The sequence below is a fragment of the Pseudomonas sp. RIT-PI-q genome (genome assembly GCF_001297125.1).
Lineage (GTDB): Bacteria > Pseudomonadota > Gammaproteobacteria > Pseudomonadales > Pseudomonadaceae > Aquipseudomonas.
In genome coordinates this window covers 133,202-153,330 of record NZ_LHPC01000077.1, presented here as the reverse complement: position 1 = coordinate 153,330, position 20,129 = coordinate 133,202, and the positions used below count along the sequence as shown (strand labels likewise).

Below are 20,129 nucleotides of genomic sequence, written 5' to 3'. Positions count from 1 at the left end.
AGTTATCTTTGTTCAAGGAGTTACACCATGTCTAATCGCCAAACTGGTACCGTTAAGTGGTTCAACGATGAAAAAGGCTTCGGCTTCATCACTCCACAATCCGGTGACGACCTGTTCGTTCACTTCAAAGCTATCCAATCCGACGGCTTCAAAAGCCTGAAAGAAGGCCAACAGGTTTCTTTCATCGCTACCCGCGGTCAGAAAGGCATGCAAGCTGAAGAAGTTCAAGTTATCTAACTTGTACTTGCTTTAGTAAAAAGCCCCGCCCTCAAAAGCGGGGCTTTTTTGTGGGCGTATGTTTTTGCCACGCAAAAAAAAGATCGCAGCCTTCGGCAGCTCCTACAGGATGACTTCAATCCCTGTAGGAGTTGCCGAAGGCTGCGATCTTTTGATCTTTAAGCGGCGCTTACCAGGCCACGCCAAAGCCTGCGGTATAGCGGGTCTTGTCCAGATCGGCATCGTCGGTGCCGCTGATAATGTCTCGCTCGGCCTTCAGGTTAAGCGATGCCCACTCGGTGACCTTGTAGCGCAAGCCCGCTTCGGCATCGAGCGCGTAATCCGCCACACCCGACAATGGCTTGCCGACCTCGCCATTGGTGAAGAACTCCACCTTCTTGCCGATGAGGTAGCGGTTGTAATCCCACTTCATCGCCACGGAATAGAAGTTTTCCTTGCTGCCGTCGGCGAACTCATAGTCCGTGCGGTTGACCAGCGAGCCCAGCGAGAATGCGCCCAACTCGTTGTCCCAGAACTGGTAGCCCGGACCAGTACCGACAGTGCGTTGGCGGGAGAGGTCTTCGACCTTGTCGCGCTTATAGACCACGCGACCTTGCCAGAACCATTTCTCGGTCAGGAAGCGGTCGAGCGAGTATTCGGCCCGCCAGTTGTCAGTGGTCACAACGTCATCCTGGAATTCGCGGTTGTACTCGCCTTCCGCAATATGCCGCCATCTGCCATGACGCGCAGTGGTCTTGAAGTCGATGTCGTAGTCGTCGGTGTCTTTTTCCGCCCGCTGGTAATCCAGCGCCGCGTCGATATTGCCCTTCCACACCAAATCCTCGACCACCGGCTTGGGCTTAAGGATTTGCTGGATACTCGCCAGCTCGACAGTCTTCGGCGCCTCGCCATTGGCCAGGGTCACTTTGCCGTCCTCTGCCGCATGCAGTGCCTTGGCTTTTTCACCGGAGTAGGCATCCTGCTTGACCAGCAACTCCTGATCGCTTTCCAGGGTTTTGACCTGTTTCCAGTCGATCGGAACCGCACCGGCGTATTCGGTCTGAATCAACAGTTTGCCGCCGTCGAACAGGGTGATCTTACCGCTCAGCTTGTCACCGTTTTTCAACCAGACGGTATCAGCGAGCAGAGGCGTGGAAGCGCTCAAGACAGCGAGGCACAGCAGGGTTCTGGACACCATAAGCAAATACAGGCTCAAGATTGCGAAGAAAAGTCGGCATTATCCGTAGGAATAAGACCCTAGCAAGGACTGACCCGGCGATTTCTATTGAGTTCATTTCTCAATGGGTGATCCAGGATTTACTCTACGAACGGTGATCCACCTGTAGGAGCGAGCTTGCTCGCGATAAACTCGAGACAGACGCGTTACTCCAGACAGCTCGCGTCATCGTTGACGCTTATCGCGAGCAAGCTCGCTCCTACAGGACGCCAAACGTGACTGATTCAAACCCGGAAACCGAAAGCCCGGCGCAAATCCGACGCACGGCGCTCTACCTGACACTGGCCCAAGTCCCCGAGGGCAAAGTCGTGAGTTACGGCCAACTCGCCGAGCTGGCAGGACTGGGTCGTGCCGCGCGTTTCGTCGGACGGACACTGAGCCAATTGCCGGGCGACAGCAAATTACCCTGGCACCGCGTGCTCGGCGCAGGTGGGCGTATCAGCCTGCCTGCAGGCAGTCCTTCGGGCGATGAACAACGGGCACGATTGCGCATGGAGGGCATCAGTATCCTGAATAATCGTGTTGATATTCAGCGCCATGGCTGGCGCCCGGTAGAGCACAGCGGTTAGAGTGCGCGCTTTGTTTCCGTAATTCTTGAGGCAGACTCCAGCCCATGCCCCGTAAAACCTGGCGCGCCGCGCTCGCCGCCTATGCCAGCCCTTCAACGCTCGTGCTGTTGCTGCTTGGTTTCGCCGCCGGCTTGCCCTACATGCTGGTGTTCTCGACACTTTCGGTCTGGCTGCGTGAAGCCGGTGTGGCTCGCGAAACCATTGGCTATGCAAGCCTGATCGGTCTGGCCTACGCCTTTAAATGGGTCTGGTCGCCGTTGCTCGACCAATGGCGCCTGCCATTTCTCGGCAAGCTCGGTCGACGACGCTCCTGGCTGGTGCTTTCCCAGGCACTGGTCATCCTCGGCCTGATCGGTATGGGCTTCTGCGACCCGCAAAAGCACTTGTCCTGGCTGATCGCCATTGCTGTGGTCGTCGCCTTCGCCTCTGCGACGCAAGACATCGCAGTCGACGCTTATCGCCTGGAAATCGCCGAGGACAGCCGTCAGGCCGCGCTGGCCGCCAGTTACATGTCTGGCTATCGGATCGCCGCCCTGCTGGCCACCGCGGGCGCGCTGTTTTTCGCTGAAGGTTTCGGCTCCACCGGTTTCAACTATAAGCATTCGGCCTGGGCCGGCACTTACCTGCTGTTCGGTGCCTTGATGGTCCCGGCACTGCTGACCTCGCTGTTCATGCGCGAACCGGCGGTGCCACTGCGCACGCAACTTCAGGCCGGGCGCTACAGCTTTGTGCATCAACTGGCCTCGGTGTTCGTGCTGATCGTGCTGCTGGTGTCCGTACCGGCCATGTTTACGCAGCTCTACAACACCGACTTCGCCAGCGTGCTGTTTGAAGGCGTGAGCCTGCTCGACCTGCTGCTTCAAGACCGCGCGTTCCTGCGGGCGATCCTCTATACCACGCTCACTGCCCTGTGCCTGTCGGCCATCGGCCGCCGTGGACTGGCGCCAGTGCTGACACCGGTCAATGACTTCATTCTGCGATACCGCTGGCAGGCTTTTCTGCTGCTTGGCCTGATTGCCACCTATCGGATGTCGGACACGGTGATGGGCGTGATGGCCAACGTGTTCTACATCGACCAGGGCTTCACCAAGGATCAGATTGCCAGCGTCAGCAAGATCTTCGGCCTGATCATGACCCTGGTCGGCGCTGGCATGGGCGGCCTGCTGATCGTGCGCTTCGGCATCCTGCCGATCCTGTTCATCGGCGGCATTGCTTCAGCCGGCACCAATTTGCTGTTCCTGATGCTCGCCGACATGGGCGCCAACCTGAACATGCTGATCCTGACCATTTCCCTGGATAACTTCAGCTCCGGTCTGGCGACCTCGGCGTTCGTCGCTTATTTGTCGAGCCTCACCAACCTCAAGTTCTCGGCCACCCAGTACGCCCTGCTCAGCTCGATCATGCTCTTGCTGCCACGCCTGATCGGCGGCTACTCGGGCGTCATGGTGGAAAAGTTCGGCTATCACAACTTCTTCCTGATCACCGCCCTGCTCGGCGTCCCGACCCTGCTGCTGATTGCCCTGCACTGGTTCCAGGAGAGCCGCCGCGAAGGCCCGACGCCCACGCCGGAACCGATTCCAACCCAGGTCGCGGAAGAGTCGTAGGCTCTTTGCGTAGGAAGCATCCCGGAGGGCGGTGCGATTCCCGCCCTCCTGCCACACAGCCGACCGCACGCCTGTACGCCTGTACGCCAGCGGATCTCGCCCGTACAATGCCCCGTCATTTCCGTCATCAGCAACCGACAACGGCCAACCATGCGCACCAGTCAATTTTTGCTCGCCACACAGAAAGAAACGCCTTCCGACGCGGTCGTGATCAGCCATCAGCTGATGCTTCGCGCCGGCATGATCCGCAAACTCGCCTCGGGCCTGTACACCTGGCTGCCGATGGGCTTGCGAGTGATGCGCAAGGTCGAAGCCGTCGTTCGCGAAGAAATGAACGCCGCCGGCTCTCTCGAAGTGTTGATGCCGAGCACCCAACCGGCTGAGCTGTGGCAGGAATCCGGTCGCTGGGAAGAATATGGCCCTGAATTGCTGCGCTTCAAGGATCGCCACGGTCGCGATTTCTGCGCCGGCCCGACCCACGAAGAAGTCATCACCGACCTGATGCGCAACGAGTTGAGCAGCTACAAACAGCTGCCCATCAACCTATACCAGATCCAGACCAAATTCCGTGACGAAATACGCCCACGCTTCGGTTTGATGCGCGGTCGCGAATTCATCATGAAGGACGCCTACTCGTTCCATGCTGACCAGCCTTCGCTGCAGGTCACCTACGACCGCATGCACCAGGCGTATTGCAACGTGTTCACCCGCCTCGGCCTGAAGTTCCGCCCTGTTGAAGCCGACAATGGCTCGATCGGCGGCGCCGGCTCCCACGAGTTCCACGTGCTGGCCGAATCCGGCGAAGACGATATCGTCTTCAGCAATGGTTCCGACTACGCCGCGAACATCGAGAAAGCCGAAGCCGTACCACGCGAAACCTCTCGCCCAGCGCCTGCCGAAGAGCTGCGCCTGGTCGACACGCCGAACGCCAAGACCATTGCGCAACTGGTCGAAGGCTTCAACCTGCCGATCGAAAAAACCATCAAGACCCTGGTGGTTCACGCCGAAGAAGCCGGCAAGTTGATTGCCCTGATCATCCGGGGCGACCACGAGCTGAACGAAATCAAGGCCGCCAACCAGCCAGGCGTTGCCAGCCCGCTGGTCATGGCGTCCGAAAGCGAGCTGCGCGACGCCATTGGCGCCGGCGCCGGCTCCCTCGGCCCGTTGAACCTGCCGCTGCCCATCATCATCGACCGTTCCGTCGAGCTGATGAGCGACTTCGGCATCGGTGCCAACATCGACGACAAGCACTACTTCGGCGTGAACTGGGAGCGCGATCTGCCGGTTCCGACCGTTGCCGACCTGCGTAACGTCGTCGCTGGTGACCCAAGCCCTGACGGCAAAGGCACTCTGGAAATCAAGCGCGGCATCGAAGTCGGGCACATTTTCCAGCTGGGCAACAAGTACAGCAAAGCGATGAAGTGCGAAGTGCTGGGCGAGAACGGCAAGCCGGTCACCCTGGAAATGGGCTGCTACGGCATTGGCGTTTCCCGCGTGGTGGCCGCGGCCATCGAGCAGAACAACGACGCCAACGGGATCATCTGGAGCGACACCCTGGCGCCCTTCCAGGTTGCCCTGGTGCCACTACGTTACGAAACCGAACAGGTTCGCGAAGCCACCGACAAGCTGTATGCAGAACTGACTGCAGCCGGCTTCGAAGTGCTGCTGGACGACCGCGACAAGAAAACCAGCCCGGGCATCAAGTTCGCAGACATGGAGCTGATCGGCATTCCTCACCGGATCGTGGTCAGTGACCGCGGCCTCGCCGAAGGCAATCTGGAATACAAGAGCCGCACCGAACCTGAAGCGCAAGCGCTGCCGGTCGCTGACGTGCTGTCTTTCCTCCAGGCCCGTATCCGCCGCTGACACCAGATAGAGAAGTCATGTTCAAGCGAAACACCTTAGGCCTCGGTGGTGCCGCCTTGTGCGGCACCCTGCTGGTCAGCGGCTGTGCCAATCACATGTCACAACGCAGCGAGCACGAGGAACGCGTCGAGCGCAAATTGCTCGATCACAGCCTGCAGATCGATGTCGGCGAGCCCAAGGTGCTTGAGTTGCCGCAACGGCGGGTGAAAATCCACGAGCAGAAGACCTTCGAAGTCACCGAATTCGAAGTCACGCGCCACTACGATCGCTACACGCCTTATCAACCCTGGCGGGAGGTTTACGAGATCCCGCTGGGCATGGTGGCTGTAGTGGCCGGTGTCGGCGCGAACGTGGTCAATGTGTTCGCCCTCGGCAACCTGCCGGACAGCGTGACCAAGGACTGGCTCAGCTACGGTTTCGCCGGGGTCAACCCGTTCATGAACGTGCAGTCTCACGGCCGTGCGCAGCAGAACCTGGCGGGTATCGACGAGGTCCAGCTCGACAAGCGCACCGAATACTCGAGCCTACCCTGGAGCGAGCGTCCGGTGGTGGTCAAGGCCGGCAAGGAAACGTTCGAGCTGACGACCGACAAGAACGGCATCTTGCGCATGAACCTGCTGGACAGCCCGTTCGCCGAACATGACATCAATCATCTGACCCGCTTGCTGATCAGTGTCGAAGATGCCCAGGACGATGTGCATACCGACTCGTCCCTGGCCGTCAGTAGCGGCTTGCGGGGCAAGTTGCTCGAAGCTCATGGGCTGATTTACGACGACCTCGAAGACGACGAAGTGAGCCAGTGGGTACACCGGGTCAAACGTCTGTCGGAACTGGGTCTGGAGGAAGAAGCCAGCGAACTGGAACAAAGCCTGATCGAACTGACCCGCAACGACCCAGAGTTGCAGACCGAATTCCTCAAGTCACTGACCAAGGATGCCGGGCGACTGGTGGCGGATCCAGGGCCGAATTAACAGCAAAAGCTTCGCGGGCAAGCCTCGCTCCTACAGGTACTGCACAGTCCTTGTAGGAGCGAGGCTTGCCCGCGAAGAGGCCCTCACATTCACCGCAAAACCTACCGCTCAAACAACTCCATCTGCTCAAACCCTCCCCGCAAATCCTCCAGCCGCACCCCAACCCCCAACAACCGCACCGGCTTCCCGCCACGATTGAACGCCTGGGTCAGCAGCAACTGAAAACTGCCCAAATCCCGCCCTGCCCCGGCCTGTTCCAGCGTGGTCTGGGTGAAGTCATGGAATTTCACTTTGACGAACGGCTTACCCGGCCGATAGCTGCTGTCGATTCGCGCCATGCGGCCCGCCAAGGTTTCCAGCAATTCGGGTAATTTATCCAGGCAGCTCACCAGATCCGGCAGATCCACGTCGTAGGTGTTTTCGACACTGATCGACTGCCGACGACTGTCGTTGTGCACCAACCGATCATCGATCCCACGCGCCAGGCTCCAGAGTCGCTCGCCAAAACTGCCGAATTCGCGCACCAGCGCCAACTTGTCCCATTCGCGCAGATGCGAGCAATCGACGATGCCGAGCCGGCCCAACTTGTCAGCGGTCACTTTGCCTACGCCGTGTAACTTGCTTACTGGCAAACCGCTGACAAAGTCCTCTACCTGATCCGGCGTGATGACGAACAAACCGTTGGGCTTCTTCCAGTCGCTGGCAATCTTCGCGAGAAACTTGTTCGGCGCCACACCGGCCGAGACCGTGATGTGCAGCTGATTGGACACCCGCCGACGGATGTCCTGGGCAATTCGCGTGGCGCTACCACCGAAATGCGCGCTGTCGGACACGTCGAGATAGGCCTCATCCAGGGAAAGCGGCTCGATCAAGTCGGTGTAATCGCGAAAGATCGTGTGAATTTCCTTCGAGGCTTCTCTATAGGCCTCCATGCGCGGCTTGACGATGGTCAGGTCCGGGCACAGCTTCAAGGCATGCCCGGAAGACATTGCCGAGCGCACACCATAGGCCCGCGCTTCGTAATTGCAGGTGGCGATCACTCCGCGCCGATCCGCCGATCCGCCGACGGCCAGGGGTTTACCGGCCAGGCGCGGGTCGTCACGCATCTCGATAGCGGCGTAGAAGCAGTCACAATCGACGTGGATGATTTTTCGCTGCGTCATATAAAAGCGCTGTTCATGATGAAGAAACGGCCTGATTTCGAGCCGGATCGGCAGTATCTCACTGACACCTGTATATAGCACCAGTAGTCTGAATGTTCTTTCCGGCTCGTAGGAAAAGTCCCCGGTGAATTTATTTTCTCAATCGAACAGCACCTACTAATAGAGCTGAAAGCCTTGCCACGCCTGCGTCTCAGGGGCATCAAGCCATCCATTTAGCAAGCTAAGCGATTGAACCTGAACAGTTTTCTCAGGATTCAAGGTTGACAGCCCTGCGATCCTCTGTAGAATGCCGACACACAGACGCGGGATGGAGCAGTCTGGTAGCTCGTCGGGCTCATAACCCGAAGGTCGTCGGTTCAAATCCGGCTCCCGCAACCAAACATCAAAAAAGGCTACTCGAAAGAGTGGCCTTTTTTGTGCGCGTCTGTTTTGTCAAAACGACGCATGCACCCTGCTCCGCACAACAACGAGAAATCGTTCTGATTCCGAAACTTAGCGCTCCCCTACGCCCGTTCGCCACTCATTTACGCTTATTTGAATCTATTCAGGATTAACGGTTGACACCCCGGCGTATCTCTATAGAATGCCGCCACACAGACGCGGGATGGAGCAGTCTGGTAGCTCGTCGGGCTCATAACCCGAAGGTCGTCGGTTCAAATCCGGCTCCCGCAACCAAACATCAAAAAAGGCTACTCGAAAGAGTGGCCTTTTTTGTATCTGTTGAAAAAGTCCTTTCGCAACAATGATCTGTCACTGTGTAGCGAGCCGTTCGGGTCTCCAGTGCGCCGAGTTCAGACTATGCTCACTCGCAAGCAAAAGCCTCTACGACTGATGACATGCCGTCGCCGAATGCCGGCGAGAGGCGTTAATATTTGTGATTATTTTTTTCTACAGGGATTGGTAACTTGGCTGGATACCTCCATCCTGTCGCGCACAATCCAAGAGGTGATTGATGCGCGCCAACTCGTCTGATCCACAAGACACCGTCACAGCGACACAACCGATCAAGGCCGAGCGTCTGCGCTTGCTTGATCTGGCCAGCAAATACCGTCAGCCCATCGGCCTGGCAGTCACTTTATTGCTGTTCGCTATTGCGCTGATTGCCTGTCGCCACCTGCTGAGCGAACTCGATCTGTACGCTCTGCACGACTCGATTCTCGAAGTTCCGAAACCGGCATTGCTCGGCGCATTGGGCGCGACCGTCGTCGGCTTCATTATTCTGCTGGGCTATGAATGGTCGGCCAGCCGCTATGCCGGCGTGACGCTGGCGCCGCGAACACTGGCGCTGGGGGGCTTTACCGCGTTCGCCATCGGCAATGCCATCGGTCTTTCGATGCTCTCGGGGGGATCGGTTCGCTACCGTCTATATGCACGTCATGGCCTGGGGGCCACTGAAGTCGCGCACATGACGCTGTTCGCCAGCCTCTCGCTCGGCTGCGCCCTGCCACCGCTGGCCGCCCTGGCGACCCTCAGCGACCTGCCTGCAGCCTCCGCCGCCCTAGGCCTCTCCGAAACGTTGCTTGGCACGATTGCAGCGGCCGTACTGCTGCTGTTCTCGGTGCTGGCCATCGGCATCTATCGCCGCCGCCTGCCGGAGCAACCTTACCCGGACAACCTGCTGGTCAAGGTCGGACGCCGCACCTTGCGCCTGCCGGGCCGCCGCCTGACGTTCCTGCAACTGATCATCACCGCCCTCGACGTGGCCGCCGCCGCGACCGTGCTTTATCTATTGCTGCCTGAAGCGCCACCCTTCGGCGCGTTCCTGCTGGTCTATCTGCTGGCCCTGGCGGCCGGTGTGCTCAGCCACGTTCCCGGCGGTGTCGGGGTGTTCGAAGCGATTCTGCTGGCGGCCTTCTCCGACAAACTCGGCGCCGCACCACTGGCTGCCGCCCTGCTGCTCTATCGCCTGATCTACGTGGTGTTGCCATTGCTGGTGGCCTGCGTGTTCTTGTTGATCAATGAAGGTCAGCGCCTGTTTCTGTCGCGTCAGTCATTGCGTGCCGCATCGGGCCTGGCGGCGCCGATTCTGGCGGTGCTGGTGTTCCTGTCCGGCGTGGTGCTGCTGTTCTCCGGTGTGACGCCGGAAATCGATACGCGCCTGGAACACATCGGCTTCCTGATTCCGCATCGGCTGGTCGACGCCTCGCACTTCGGTGCCAGCCTGGTCGGCGTTTTGTGTTTGCTGCTGGCTCAAGGCCTGCGTCGCCGACTGTCGGCGGCGTGGATGCTGACCACCATTCTGCTGCTGGTCGGCGCCCTGCTCTCGCTGCTCAAGGGTTTCGACTGGGAAGAAGCCTGCCTGATGACCCTGACGGCGAGCCTGCTGGGGGTGTTTCGGCGCTCGTTCTATCGCCCTAGCCGCCTGACTGAATTGCCGTTCTCGCCGTTGTACCTGGTCGCCAGTCTGTGCGTACTCGGTGCGTCGATCTGGCTGCTGCTGTTTGCCTATCAAGACGTTCCGTACAGCCATCAGCTCTGGTGGCAGTTCACTCTCGACGCCGATGCCCCGCGCGGCTTGCGCTCGCTGCTCGGCGCCGCTGTGTTGCTGGTGGTGGTGTCGCTGACCTGGCTGCTGCGGACCGCGCGCCCGGTGATCCATCTGCCGACACCCGATGAACTGGATCGCGCGGTAAAAATCCTCATGGCCTCCGCCCAACCGGATGGCGGCCTCGCCCTGACCGGTGACAAGGCGCTGCTGTTTCACCCCAACGACGAGGCGTTCCTGATGTACGCCCGCCGTGGCCGCAGCCTGGTGGCGCTGTACGACCCGATTGGCCCGACCCAGCAGCGGGCGGAAATGATCTGGCAGTTCCGCGATCTGTGCGACATCCACCACGCCCGCCCGGTGTTCTATCAGGTACGCGCCGAGAACCTGCCGTACTACATGGACATCGGCCTGACCGCGATCAAGCTCGGCGAAGAAGCCCGGGTCGATCTGCTTCGCTTCGATCTCGAGGCCAAGGGCAAAGAGATGAAGGACCTGCGCTACACCTGGAACCGTGGCACCCGCGATGGCTTGTCGCTGGAAATCCACGAACCGGGGCATGCGCCGATGGATGAGCTCAAGGTGATTTCCAATGCCTGGTTGACCGGCAAGAACGTGCGCGAGAAAGGCTTCTCCCTCGGCCGCTTCAGTGATGATTACCTGAAACATTTCCGCGTGGCGGTGATCCGTTTCGAAGGACGCCCGGTGGCGTTTGCCAATCTGCTCGAGACTTACGGCCATGAATTGGCCAGCCTCGACCTGATGCGCGCGCACCCGGACGCCCCCAAGCTGACCATGGAGTTCATGATGGTCGGCCTGATTCAACATTATAAAAATCATGGATACGCGCGCTTCAGCCTGGGCATGGTGCCGTTGTCGGGGCTACAACCCCGTCGCGGCGCGCCATTGACCCAGCGTCTGGGCTCGATGGTTTTCCGCCGTGGTGAGCAGCTCTACAACTTCCAAGGCTTGCGCCGCTTCAAAGACAAATTCCAGCCTGACTGGGAACCCCGTTATATGGCCGTGCCCGCCGGACTCGATCCGCTGGTAGCCCTGGCCGATACTGCTGCCCTGATTGCGGGCGGCTTGACTGGATTGGTGAAACGCTGATGATTCAACGCTCCTTGCGGTACGTACTGGGCACGCTGGTCGTGCTGGCCCTGATACTCGGTGGCGGTTACTGGTATCTGAAACGCCCGGCGCCAGAACCGACCCTCGAACGGCTGACCCCGGCCGATGGCGCCGCGATGACCCGTGTCATCCCCGGCAACACACCACGCGCCCAGGTGCTGGTGGCGGTCAATGAAGAACAGAAGCTCAGCGACAAACAGCTGATGACCCTCAGCCGCTCCGGCTCGGCACAGATCGTTCAGGTGATCCTGCCCAAAGAGTGCCTGCTGCAAAGTCGCGCCCTGCAATCAGCCTTGAGAGAACTCAAGGGCCCGGCGACCCTGGTCAGCGGCATCGGCCCTGGCGCCGTGCTGGCATGGCGCTGGTTGTCCGAGCAGAAGAGCGACAAGGCCCAAGCCATTTCGGTGGACCTGGCCCTGGAAAAACCCGGCTGCACGCATCTGCTGCCGAAAAGCGCCGCCCACGGCCACTGGCTGGTGGCGTGGAACGACAACCCGGATGACGCCAGCGCTGGCTTCGTGCGTGACCAACCCAACGCCGAAACCAGCATCAGCGACTACGACATCAACCTGCCGCAAGTGCTGAACAACGAACTGCGCAAGATCCTCGTTGGCGGTGATAAAGCGGCCGGCGGCTTGCAGATTCCGGTAGTCGAAGTGCCGGCTGGCCAGGCCAAGGACACCGTCACCCTGTTCCTGTCCGGTGACGGCGGCTGGCGCGACCTGGACCGCGACGTCGCGGGCGAGATGGCGAAGATCGGCTACCCGGTGGTCGGCATTGACACCCTGCGCTACTACTGGCAACACAAGAGCCCGGAGCAAAGCGCCCTGGACCTGGCTGAGCTGATGCAGCACTACCGCCAGAAGTGGGGCACCAAACGCTTCATCCTGACCGGTTACTCGTTCGGCGCCGATGTATTGCCAGCGATCTACAACCGTCTGGAGGCATCGGAGCAACAGCGCGTCGACGCCATCATCCTGCTGGCCTTCGCCCGCACCGGCAGCTTCGAGATCGAAGTTGAAGGCTGGCTCGGCAACGCCGGCAAAGAAGCCGCCACCGGCCCGGAAATGGCCAAGCTGCCACCCGAGAAAGTGGTGTGCATCTACGGTGAAGAAGAGGTCGACGAAAGCGGCTGCACGGACAAGACCGCTGTAGGTGAAGCGATGAAACTGCCGGGCGGCCACCACTTCGACGAGAACTACCCTGCCCTGGCCCAGCGGCTGGTGGATGTGATCGAGAAGCGTCAATCGAAGGAAACAGCGGCTCAGGAGTAATCTGATCCCGCCCACAAAAAAGCCCTCGCCACCTCACGGTCGCGGGGGCTTTTTTTGACCATTAATTGAGTTCAGCACATATCCCTGTGGGAGCGGGCTTGCCCGCGATGAGGGCGGCAGATTCACGTGGATATGGCAGACATACCGCTATCGCGGGCAAGCCCGCTCCCACAGGGATCTTCGTTGGATGGGGATAAAGTGCCAGGCAATAAAAAGCCCCCGCTGCAACAATGCAAGCCAGAGCTTTGTTATTAGAGGCGACGCTCTGCGGCGTCGTATACCTCTTCGTCACGTCGAGCACCGACGGCGACTATCAACACCTGGATTGCCTTTCCATCCACTCGATAAACTATCCGCGTGTCGCCCGTTCGAATTCGTCGACAACCTGCAAGGCTGGCTCTAAGCGGTTTTCCGCTCTTGTCCGGCTCACCGTTGATAATCCGCTCCTCGATGACATCGAGAATACGGTTTGCCGCCGCAGCTCCCAGTAGATCCAGATCCTTCTGAACCTCCGGATGATAGATTACGCCCCAAACCATCCACAGCTCCTTTTAGTCCTTCCTGGCGTACCGCGCCCGCATATCGTCATGACTGATGGCCTTGGCTTGATCAAAACCGATCAGTCGCTCCCGCGCCACGGCTTCAATCCTGAGATTCTCAAGTTCGTCGAGCATTTCCTGATACGCATCGACATTGATAATGACCGCTGCCGGTTGATTGTCCTTGAAAATAACCAGGCGCTCGGTGGCTCGGCTGGAGATCTCTTTGAGCCTCGCACTGAAGCCCCGAACCATTGCGGTAACCGATATTGCCTGGTCAGCACGCTCTAGTAATGCCGTCATACTCACCTCCTCTCACAATCACATACAATTGAACACACAGTTATACACAGAGTATTGCGCTCAATTAAGCTCACTGCAACCCACCAAATAGCTATACCGACCGAATACCTGGAGGCCAGACGAAAATCCCAGGCAAAAAAAGCCCCCGCTGCCGCAATGGCAACGGGGGCTTTTTGATGTCGCGGGCTTACATCTCGACCTGTGTACCCAGCTCAATCACCCGGTTCAGCGGCAGATTGAAGAAGCGCAAATTGCCGTTGGCATTCTGCAACATGAAGGCGAACAACGCCTCACGCCAGCGGGCCATGCCTTCGAGTTTGGAAGCGATGACCGTCTCGCGGCTGAGGAAGTAGGTGGTGCGCATCGGGCTGAAGTCCAGGTCATCGAGATGACACAGCTTCAACGCCTGCGGCACGTCCGGTTCGTCAACGAAGCCGAAGTGCAGGATCACCCGGAAGAAGCCTTCACCGTAGGAATCGACCTCGAAACGCCGGGACGCAGGCACCCGCGGGATGTCTTCGTACACCACCGTCAGTAGCACCACTTGCTCATGCAGCACCTGGTTATGCAGCAGGTTGTGCAACAGCGCATGCGGTACGGCGTCCGGCCGCGCCGTGAGGAACACAGCGGTGCCCTGGACACGATGCGGTGGTTGCACGGCGATGCTGCTGATGAAGATCGGCAGTGGCAATCCACCTTCGTCGAGACGTTCGACCAGCAATTGCTTGCCGCGTTTCCAGGTGGTCATCAGGACAAACAGCACGATACCGGCGATCACCGGGAACGCCCCGCCCTGAACGATTTTCGGCACGTTGGCGGCGAAGTACAGACCGTCTACCAAGAGGAAACCGATCAACAGCGGCGCCGCGAGGAGCGGAGGCCATTTCCACAACAGCAATATCACCGCCGACACCAGGATGGTGGTCATCAGCATGGTCCCGGTCACGGCCACGCCGTAGGCCGAGGCCAGTGCACCCGAGGATTCGAAACCCAGCACCAGTAAAATCACGCCGACCATCAGCGCCCAGTTCACCGCGCCGATGTAGATCTGGCCTTGCTCGGCGCTGGAGGTGTGACGAATGTGCATGCGCGGAATGTAACCTAGCTGGATCGCCTGACGGGTCAGGGAGAACGCACCGGAGATCACCGCCTGAGAGGCAATCACCGTGGCCAGGGTCGACAAGCCGACCAACGGGATCAACGCCCAGCTTGGCGCCAAGAGATAGAACGGGTTGCGCGCGGCTTCCGGATCACCGAGCAGCAGCGCACCCTGGCCGAAGTAGTTCAGCACCAGCGCCGGCAGCACCAGAATGAACCACGCACGGGCAATCGGCTTGCGACCGAAGTGGCCCATGTCGGCGTACAGCGCTTCGGCACCGGTCAACGCCAGCACTACCGCGCCGAGAATCGCCACGCCCATGCCCGGGTGCACGATGAAGAAGCGCACGCCCCACACAGGGTTCATCGCCTTCAACACTTCCGGATGCTGGAGGATGCCGTACACACCCAGCGCGCCCAGCACCACAAACCAGGTGACCATGATCGGCCCGAACAGAATGCCGATACGCGCAGTACCGTGACTCTGAATCAGGAACAGCGCCACCAGCACGATCAACGACAACGGCACCACCCAATGGTCGATGCCCTCGAATGCCAATCCAAGGCCTTCAATCGCCGAGAGTACGGAAATCGCCGGCGTGATCATGCTGTCGCCGTAGAACAGCGCCGCACCGATCAGCCCGCAGACCACCAGCAACGACCTCAACTTTGGATACCCCGCCGCCGCCCGCCGGGCCAACGCCGTCAGGGCCATGATCCCGCCTTCGCCCTGGTTGTCGGCGCGCAGCACGAACATCATGTACTTGATCGATACGACCCAGATCAGCGACCAGAAGATCAGCGCCAGAATCCCCAGCACCCCGTCATGATTCACGGGCACGCCATAACCACCGGAAAACACTTCTTTGAGGGTGTACAGCGGGCTCGTTCCGATATCGCCATAAACCACCCCGACTGCCGCAACCAGCATGCCGATCGGTTTTGCCGCCGAATGCTCGGCGCCCGCCGTCTGACTACTTGCCTGCCCCATCCAAAACTCCTACTACTCAGACCCGGACTTCTTATAAGAAGCACTATGCTTTGCCGTGCAGCATGCGCTGTTTTACTTACGGTTACAGACGTTTTGTTGACTGTAAAAATTCGGTAAAGCCTAACGGCGCGAAGCATAGCGCAGCACTCGTCGTATTTCCCTGCATAAAGCTGGTCAAGCGCGTCTCTCATCGCTAGAATTGCGCACTTTTTGACCAGAGACGCAACATAGCGTCCGTCTGTCGCCTTGCCGTCTTCGGCTGGAGGCGTCACAAATACCGAGGTTAGACATGTCCACCACTCCTGCGCCGGCCAATCCAAAGGTTGGCTTCGTATCCCTGGGTTGCCCCAAAGCACTGGTCGACTCCGAGCGCATCCTTACCCAGCTGCGCATGGAAGGCTATGACGTCGTGTCCACTTACGAGGATGCCGATGTCGTGGTGGTCAACACCTGCGGTTTCATCGACTCGGCCAAGGCTGAATCGCTGGAAGTGATCGGCGAAGCCATCAAGGAAAACGGCAAGGTCATCGTCACCGGCTGCATGGGCGTCGAAGAAGGCAACATTCGCAAGGTGCACCCAAGCGTATTGGCCGTGACCGGTCCGCAGCAGTACGAGCAGGTTGTCAACGCTGTGCACGACGCCGTGCCGCCGCGTCAGGATCACAACCCGCTGATCGACCTGGTGCCGCCGCAAGGGATCAAATTGACCCCGCGTCACTACGCTTACCTGAAGATTTCCGAAGGCTGCAACCACAGCTGCAGCTTCTGCATCATCCCGTCGATGCGCGGCAAACTGGTCAGCCGTCCGGTCGGTGACGTGCTCGACGAAGCCCAGCGCCTGGTCAAGGCCGGCGTCAAAGAGCTGCTGGTGATCTCGCAAGACACCAGCGCCTATGGCGTCGACGTGAAATACCGCACCGGTTTCTGGAACGGCGCACCGGTGAAAACCCGCATGACCGAACTCTGCGAAGCCCTGAGCACCCTCGGCGTCTGGGTTCGTCTGCACTACGTTTACCCGTACCCGCACGTCGACGAGCTGATCCCGCTGATGGCCGCCGGCAAGATCCTGCCGTACCTCGACATCCCGTTCCAGCACGCCAGCCCGAAAGTCCTGAAAGCCATGAAACGCCCGGCGTTCGAAGACAAGACCCTGGCGCGCATCAAGAACTGGCGCGAGATCTGCCCGGATTTGATCATCCGTTCGACCTTCATCGTCGGCTTCCCCGGCGAAACCGAAGAAGACTTCCAGTACCTGTTGAACTGGCTGACCGAAGCCCAGCTCGACCGCGTCGGCTGCTTCCAGTATTCGCCGGTTGAAGGCGCGCCAGCCAACCTGCTGGACGCGGCCATCGTGCCGGACGACGTCAAGCAAGACCGTTGGGACCGCTTCATGGCGCACCAGCAGGCCATCAGCTCGGCTCGCCTGCAAATGCGCGTCGGCCGTGAAATCGAAGTGCTGGTCGATGAAGTCGACGAGCAAGGCGCGGTTGGCCGTTGCTTCTTCGATGCCCCGGAAATCGACGGCAACGTGTTCATCGACAACGGCAGCAACTTGAAACCGGGCGATAAAGTCTGGTGCAAAGTGACCGACGCCGACGAGTACGACCTGTGGGCTGAACAGATCTAAACGCAAAAAATACGCAAAGCCCCGCTCTCTTGACGAGATGCGGGGCTTTTTTACGTCTATCGTTTTGGGGGAGAAAGGACTCGCACAATTAATAGCAAAAGGGGCATCGAGCCATGCGCCAACATTCGGTCATCCACACGCCGAAACAGAGCGACTACGAAGAACTCACGCAAGTCTGGGAGGCCTCGGTGCGCGCTACCCATGACTTCCTGCCGGAAAGCTACATCGAACTGCTGAAGAACCTGGTGCTGACCCGCTACCTCGACGCGGTGATGCTGATCTGCACCAGGGACCCACGACAGCGTATCACCGGGTTTGCCGGAGTCGCCGCGGGCAAGATCGAAATGCTCTTTATCGCCCCGGCTCACCGTGGCCAGGGCCTGGGCAAGCAACTGCTGCGCTATGCCATGGAACACCTGAACGCCGATGAACTGGACGTCAACGAACAGAACCCGCAGGCCTTGGGGTTTTACTTCAAGCAGGGCTTCGAGGTGATCGGCCGCTCGGAGGTCGACGGCATGGGGCAGCCGTATCCGCTGCTGCACATGCGCTTGCGCCAGACCCAACAATTGACGCGCAATGGCTGACACACCATAAAACATTGTAGGAGCTGGCTTGCCAGCGAAGGCGGCCGATAGATCGCCACAACGCTCGCGGGCCTCTTCGCTGGCAAGCCAGCTCCTACACTAATTGCCATACTGCGCAAATGGACCCGCGATTAACCGGCGCCCAGCAGGTACAATGCCCACCCCTTTTTTCTTACGGCCCTGTCATGACTGACCCGATTCGTCTCTCCAAACGCCTCATCGAACTCGTCGGCTGTTCCCGTCGGGAGGCTGAGCTGTTCATCGAGGGCGGCTGGGTCACCGTGGACGGTGAAGTCATCGACGAGCCGCAGTTCAAGGTCGACACCCAGAAAGTCGAGCTCGATCCGCAAGCCCAGGCCACTGCACCGGAACCGGTAACCATCCTGTTCAACGTGGCGGCGGGCATGGATGCGGAAACAGCCATGGCGACCATCAGCGCCGAAACCCTGAGCGAAGAACACCGCTTCAGCAAACGCCCGCTCAAGGGCCACTTCCTGCGCCTGACCGCCAGCACCGACCTGCAGGCCAATGCCAGCGGTCTATTGGTGTTCACCCAGGACTGGAAGATCCTGCGCAAGCTCACCGCCGACTCCGCCAAGATCGAGCAAGAGTATGTGGTCGAGGTTGAAGGCGACATGGTGGCTCACGGCCTCAACCGCCTGAACCATGGCCTGACCTACAAGGGCAAGGAACTGCCGCCGGTCAAAGCCAGTTGGCAGAACGAAAACCGCCTGCGTTTTGCGATGAAGAACCCACAACCGGGCGTGATCGCCCTGTTCTGCCAGGCCGTCGGCCTGAAGGTCGTCGCCATCCGCCGCATCCGCATTGGCGGTGTATCCATCGGCAAAGTGCCTTTGGGGCAATGGCGCTACCTGTCCGGCAAAGAGAAGTTCTAAGACTTTTCACGCCGCCACACATTTCGGCGTCGCAGGCTTATGCGACGCCCACTGCTGAATATCAGGACTGCACACCATGATTCATAACGACGTACTGCGCAGCGTGCGCTACATGCTCGACATCAGCGACAAGAAAGTCATCGAGATCATCAAGCTCGGCGGCATGGACGTCAGCCTGGAAGACCTCTTGACCTACCTCGACAAGAAAGAGGAAGACGAAGAAGGCTTCGTACGCTGCCCGGACGAAGTCATGGCGCACTTCCTCGATGGCCTGGTGATCTTCAAGCGCGGCAAGGACGAAAGCCGTCCACCGCAGCCGATCGAAGTGCCGGTGACCAACAACGTCATCCTAAAAAAACTGCGTGTGGCTTTCGAGCTGAAAGAAGACGACATGCACGCGATCCTCAAGGCCGCCGAGTTCCCGGTGTCCAAGCCTGAGCTGAGCGCGCTGTTCCGCAAGTTCGGCCACACCAACTACCGCACCTGCGGCGACCAGTTGCTGCGCAACTTCCTCAAAGGCCTGACCCTGCGCGTTCGCCCGCAGTAAATCGCCAAGAACGCCCCGCCCCCTGTAGGAGCGAGGCTTGCCCGCGAAGGCGATCTCAAAAACGCCATCGCGAGCAAGCTTTGCTCCTACAGGGGAGCGACATAGCACTTCATTCCTCGCAAAAATAGTGGCTCCGCTTCTCGCGGCTGACGACTAGGGTGTACTGACCCTCAGCTCTCAGGATTCGCCATGCACCCGTACTTTTCCCTGCAAGGCCGCACCGCTCTGGTGACCGGCGGCACCCGTGGTATCGGCAAAATGATCGCCAAGGCCTATGTCGAGGCGGGCGCTACTGTGTACGTCTGCGCCCGGGATACCGAAGCCTGCCAGCAAACCGCTGATGAGCTGAGTGCGCTGGGGCAATGCCATGCCGTGGCAGCCAACCTGGCCACCGAAGAAGGCGTGCAGCAACTGGCTACACGACTGGGCGAGCAGATCGACCATCTGGATATTCTGGTGAACAACGCCGGCACTACGTGGGGCGCGCCGCTGGAGAGCTACCCGGTGAAGGGCTGGGAAAAGGTCATGCAGCTCAACGTGACCTCGGTGTTCAACTGCATCCAGCAATTCTTGCCGCTGTTGCGCAAGGCCGGCACCGAAGCCAATCCGGCGCGGATCATCAACATCGGTTCGGTGGCGGGGATTTCTTCCTTCGGCGAACAGGCTTATGCCTACGGGCCGAGTAAAGCCGCCCTGCATCAACTGTCGCGAATTCTGGCGCGGGAACTGGTGAGCCAGCACATCAACGTCAACGTCATTGCGCCAGGGCGTTTTCCGAGCAAGATGACGCAACACATTGGTAACGACGAGCAGGCATTGGCGGACGATACGGCGTTGATTCCGATGAAGCGTTGGGGGCGCGAGGAGGAGATGGCGGCGCTGGCGATCAGCCTGGCGAGTACGGCCGGGGCTTACATGACCGGGAACATTATTCCGCTGGATGGTGGGTTTAGCCTCTGAGATCAGCGGCGCGGCCATCGCGGGCAAGCCCGCTCCCACAGGGTTCTCGAGCGAATACAAATTTT

Annotated in this window: 17 protein-coding genes and 2 tRNA genes; 14 read left to right on the top strand and 5 right to left on the bottom strand. The window is 59.6% G+C overall.

Going from position 1 to position 20,129, the window contains the following annotated elements:
* Window positions 1-27: 27 nt before the first annotated feature.
* Window positions 28-237, top strand: a complete 210-nt coding sequence (locus tag AEQ67_RS32490) for a cold-shock protein (RefSeq protein ID WP_002554837.1) — start codon at window positions 28-30, stop codon at window positions 235-237.
* 169 nt (window positions 238-406) lie between these two features.
* Here AEQ67_RS32490 and AEQ67_RS32485 read toward each other — a convergent pair whose 3' ends face one another.
* A complete protein-coding gene (locus AEQ67_RS32485) occupies window positions 407-1,414 on the bottom strand; it encodes a DUF481 domain-containing protein (RefSeq protein ID WP_059407892.1) in 1,008 nt (335 codons plus the stop codon).
* Window positions 1,415-1,668: 254 nt separating this feature from the next.
* Between AEQ67_RS32485 and AEQ67_RS32480 the strand changes: the two genes are divergently transcribed.
* The 4 genes from AEQ67_RS32480 to AEQ67_RS32465 all read left to right on the top strand — a co-directional run bounded on the left by AEQ67_RS32480 (window position 1,669) and on the right by AEQ67_RS32465 (window position 6,463).
* Window positions 1,669-2,022 carry an MGMT family protein gene (locus AEQ67_RS32480; protein WP_059407889.1) on the top strand — a complete coding sequence of 118 codons (354 nt, stop codon included), beginning with the start codon at window positions 1,669-1,671 and terminating at the stop codon, window positions 2,020-2,022.
* A 44-nt stretch (window positions 2,023-2,066) separates the two neighbouring features.
* Entirely contained in the window at window positions 2,067-3,626 is a 1,560-nt protein-coding gene (locus tag AEQ67_RS32475; RefSeq protein ID WP_059407887.1) for an AmpG family muropeptide MFS transporter, read from the top strand.
* A gap of 150 nt (window positions 3,627-3,776) precedes the next feature.
* Window positions 3,777-5,492 (top strand): proline--tRNA ligase, encoded by a 1,716-nt coding sequence (locus AEQ67_RS32470; RefSeq protein WP_059407885.1) that lies wholly within the window; start codon window positions 3,777-3,779, stop codon window positions 5,490-5,492.
* A gap of 17 nt (window positions 5,493-5,509) precedes the next feature.
* Window positions 5,510-6,463, top strand: coding sequence for a hypothetical protein (locus AEQ67_RS32465; protein ID WP_059407883.1), 954 nt, complete (start codon window positions 5,510-5,512; stop codon window positions 6,461-6,463).
* Window positions 6,464-6,564: 101 nt separating this feature from the next.
* Here the strand turns inward: AEQ67_RS32465 and dinB are convergent, their stop codons facing one another.
* Window positions 6,565-7,626, bottom strand: a complete 1,062-nt coding sequence (dinB, locus tag AEQ67_RS32460) for a DNA polymerase IV (RefSeq protein WP_059407881.1) — start codon at window positions 7,624-7,626, stop codon at window positions 6,565-6,567.
* 301 nt (window positions 7,627-7,927) lie between these two features.
* Between dinB and AEQ67_RS32455 the strand changes: the two genes are divergently transcribed.
* The 4 genes from AEQ67_RS32455 to AEQ67_RS32440 all read left to right on the top strand — a co-directional run bounded on the left by AEQ67_RS32455 (window position 7,928) and on the right by AEQ67_RS32440 (window position 12,516).
* Window positions 7,928-8,004: transfer RNA gene (locus AEQ67_RS32455), tRNA-Met, on the top strand.
* Window positions 8,005-8,224: 220 nt separating this feature from the next.
* Window positions 8,225-8,301, top strand: a tRNA-Met gene (locus AEQ67_RS32450).
* A gap of 277 nt (window positions 8,302-8,578) precedes the next feature.
* The gene (gene mprF, locus AEQ67_RS32445) at window positions 8,579-11,221 is read left to right on the top strand and encodes a bifunctional lysylphosphatidylglycerol flippase/synthetase MprF (protein WP_059407879.1); all 2,643 of its coding nucleotides are present in this window, start codon (window positions 8,579-8,581) and stop codon (window positions 11,219-11,221) included.
* Window positions 11,221-12,516: a virulence factor family protein gene (locus tag AEQ67_RS32440; protein ID WP_059407877.1), complete on the top strand. Its 1,296-nt coding sequence runs from the start codon at window positions 11,221-11,223 to the stop codon at window positions 12,514-12,516. Before mprF ends, AEQ67_RS32440 begins: the two co-directional genes overlap by 1 nt.
* Window positions 12,517-12,767: 251 nt before the next feature.
* On the opposite strand, the gene AEQ67_RS32435 is transcribed toward AEQ67_RS32440, so the two are convergent.
* From AEQ67_RS32435 to AEQ67_RS32425, 3 genes are all read right to left on the bottom strand, one after another.
* The gene (locus AEQ67_RS32435; RefSeq protein ID WP_008010128.1) at window positions 12,768-13,055 is read right to left on the bottom strand and encodes a type II toxin-antitoxin system RelE family toxin; all 288 of its coding nucleotides are present in this window, start codon (window positions 13,053-13,055) and stop codon (window positions 12,768-12,770) included.
* 12 nt (window positions 13,056-13,067) lie between these two features.
* Entirely contained in the window at window positions 13,068-13,358 is a 291-nt protein-coding gene (locus AEQ67_RS32430) for a Phd-YefM (protein WP_059407875.1), read from the bottom strand.
* A gap of 187 nt (window positions 13,359-13,545) precedes the next feature.
* Entirely contained in the window at window positions 13,546-15,447 is a 1,902-nt protein-coding gene (locus tag AEQ67_RS32425; RefSeq protein ID WP_059407873.1) for a potassium transporter Kup, read from the bottom strand.
* A gap of 289 nt (window positions 15,448-15,736) precedes the next feature.
* Between AEQ67_RS32425 and rimO the strand changes: the two genes are divergently transcribed.
* From rimO to AEQ67_RS32400, 5 genes are all read left to right on the top strand, one after another.
* Window positions 15,737-17,074, top strand: coding sequence for a 30S ribosomal protein S12 methylthiotransferase RimO (rimO, locus tag AEQ67_RS32420; protein ID WP_010462684.1), 1,338 nt, complete (start codon window positions 15,737-15,739; stop codon window positions 17,072-17,074).
* Window positions 17,075-17,187: 113 nt separating this feature from the next.
* Window positions 17,188-17,661: a GNAT family N-acetyltransferase gene (locus AEQ67_RS32415; RefSeq protein ID WP_059407871.1), complete on the top strand. Its 474-nt coding sequence runs from the start codon at window positions 17,188-17,190 to the stop codon at window positions 17,659-17,661.
* Window positions 17,662-17,846: 185 nt separating this feature from the next.
* Window positions 17,847-18,557 carry an rRNA pseudouridine synthase gene (locus AEQ67_RS32410; protein ID WP_059407869.1) on the top strand — a complete coding sequence of 237 codons (711 nt, stop codon included), beginning with the start codon at window positions 17,847-17,849 and terminating at the stop codon, window positions 18,555-18,557.
* Between the two features lie 76 nt (window positions 18,558-18,633).
* A complete protein-coding gene (locus AEQ67_RS32405) occupies window positions 18,634-19,104 on the top strand; it encodes a DUF1456 family protein (protein WP_059407867.1) in 471 nt (156 codons plus the stop codon).
* Window positions 19,105-19,293: 189 nt separating this feature from the next.
* On the top strand, window positions 19,294-20,064 hold the full coding sequence (locus tag AEQ67_RS32400; RefSeq protein ID WP_059407865.1) for an SDR family oxidoreductase: 771 nt from the start codon (window positions 19,294-19,296) through the stop codon (window positions 20,062-20,064).
* Window positions 20,065-20,129: the final 65 nt, after the last annotated feature.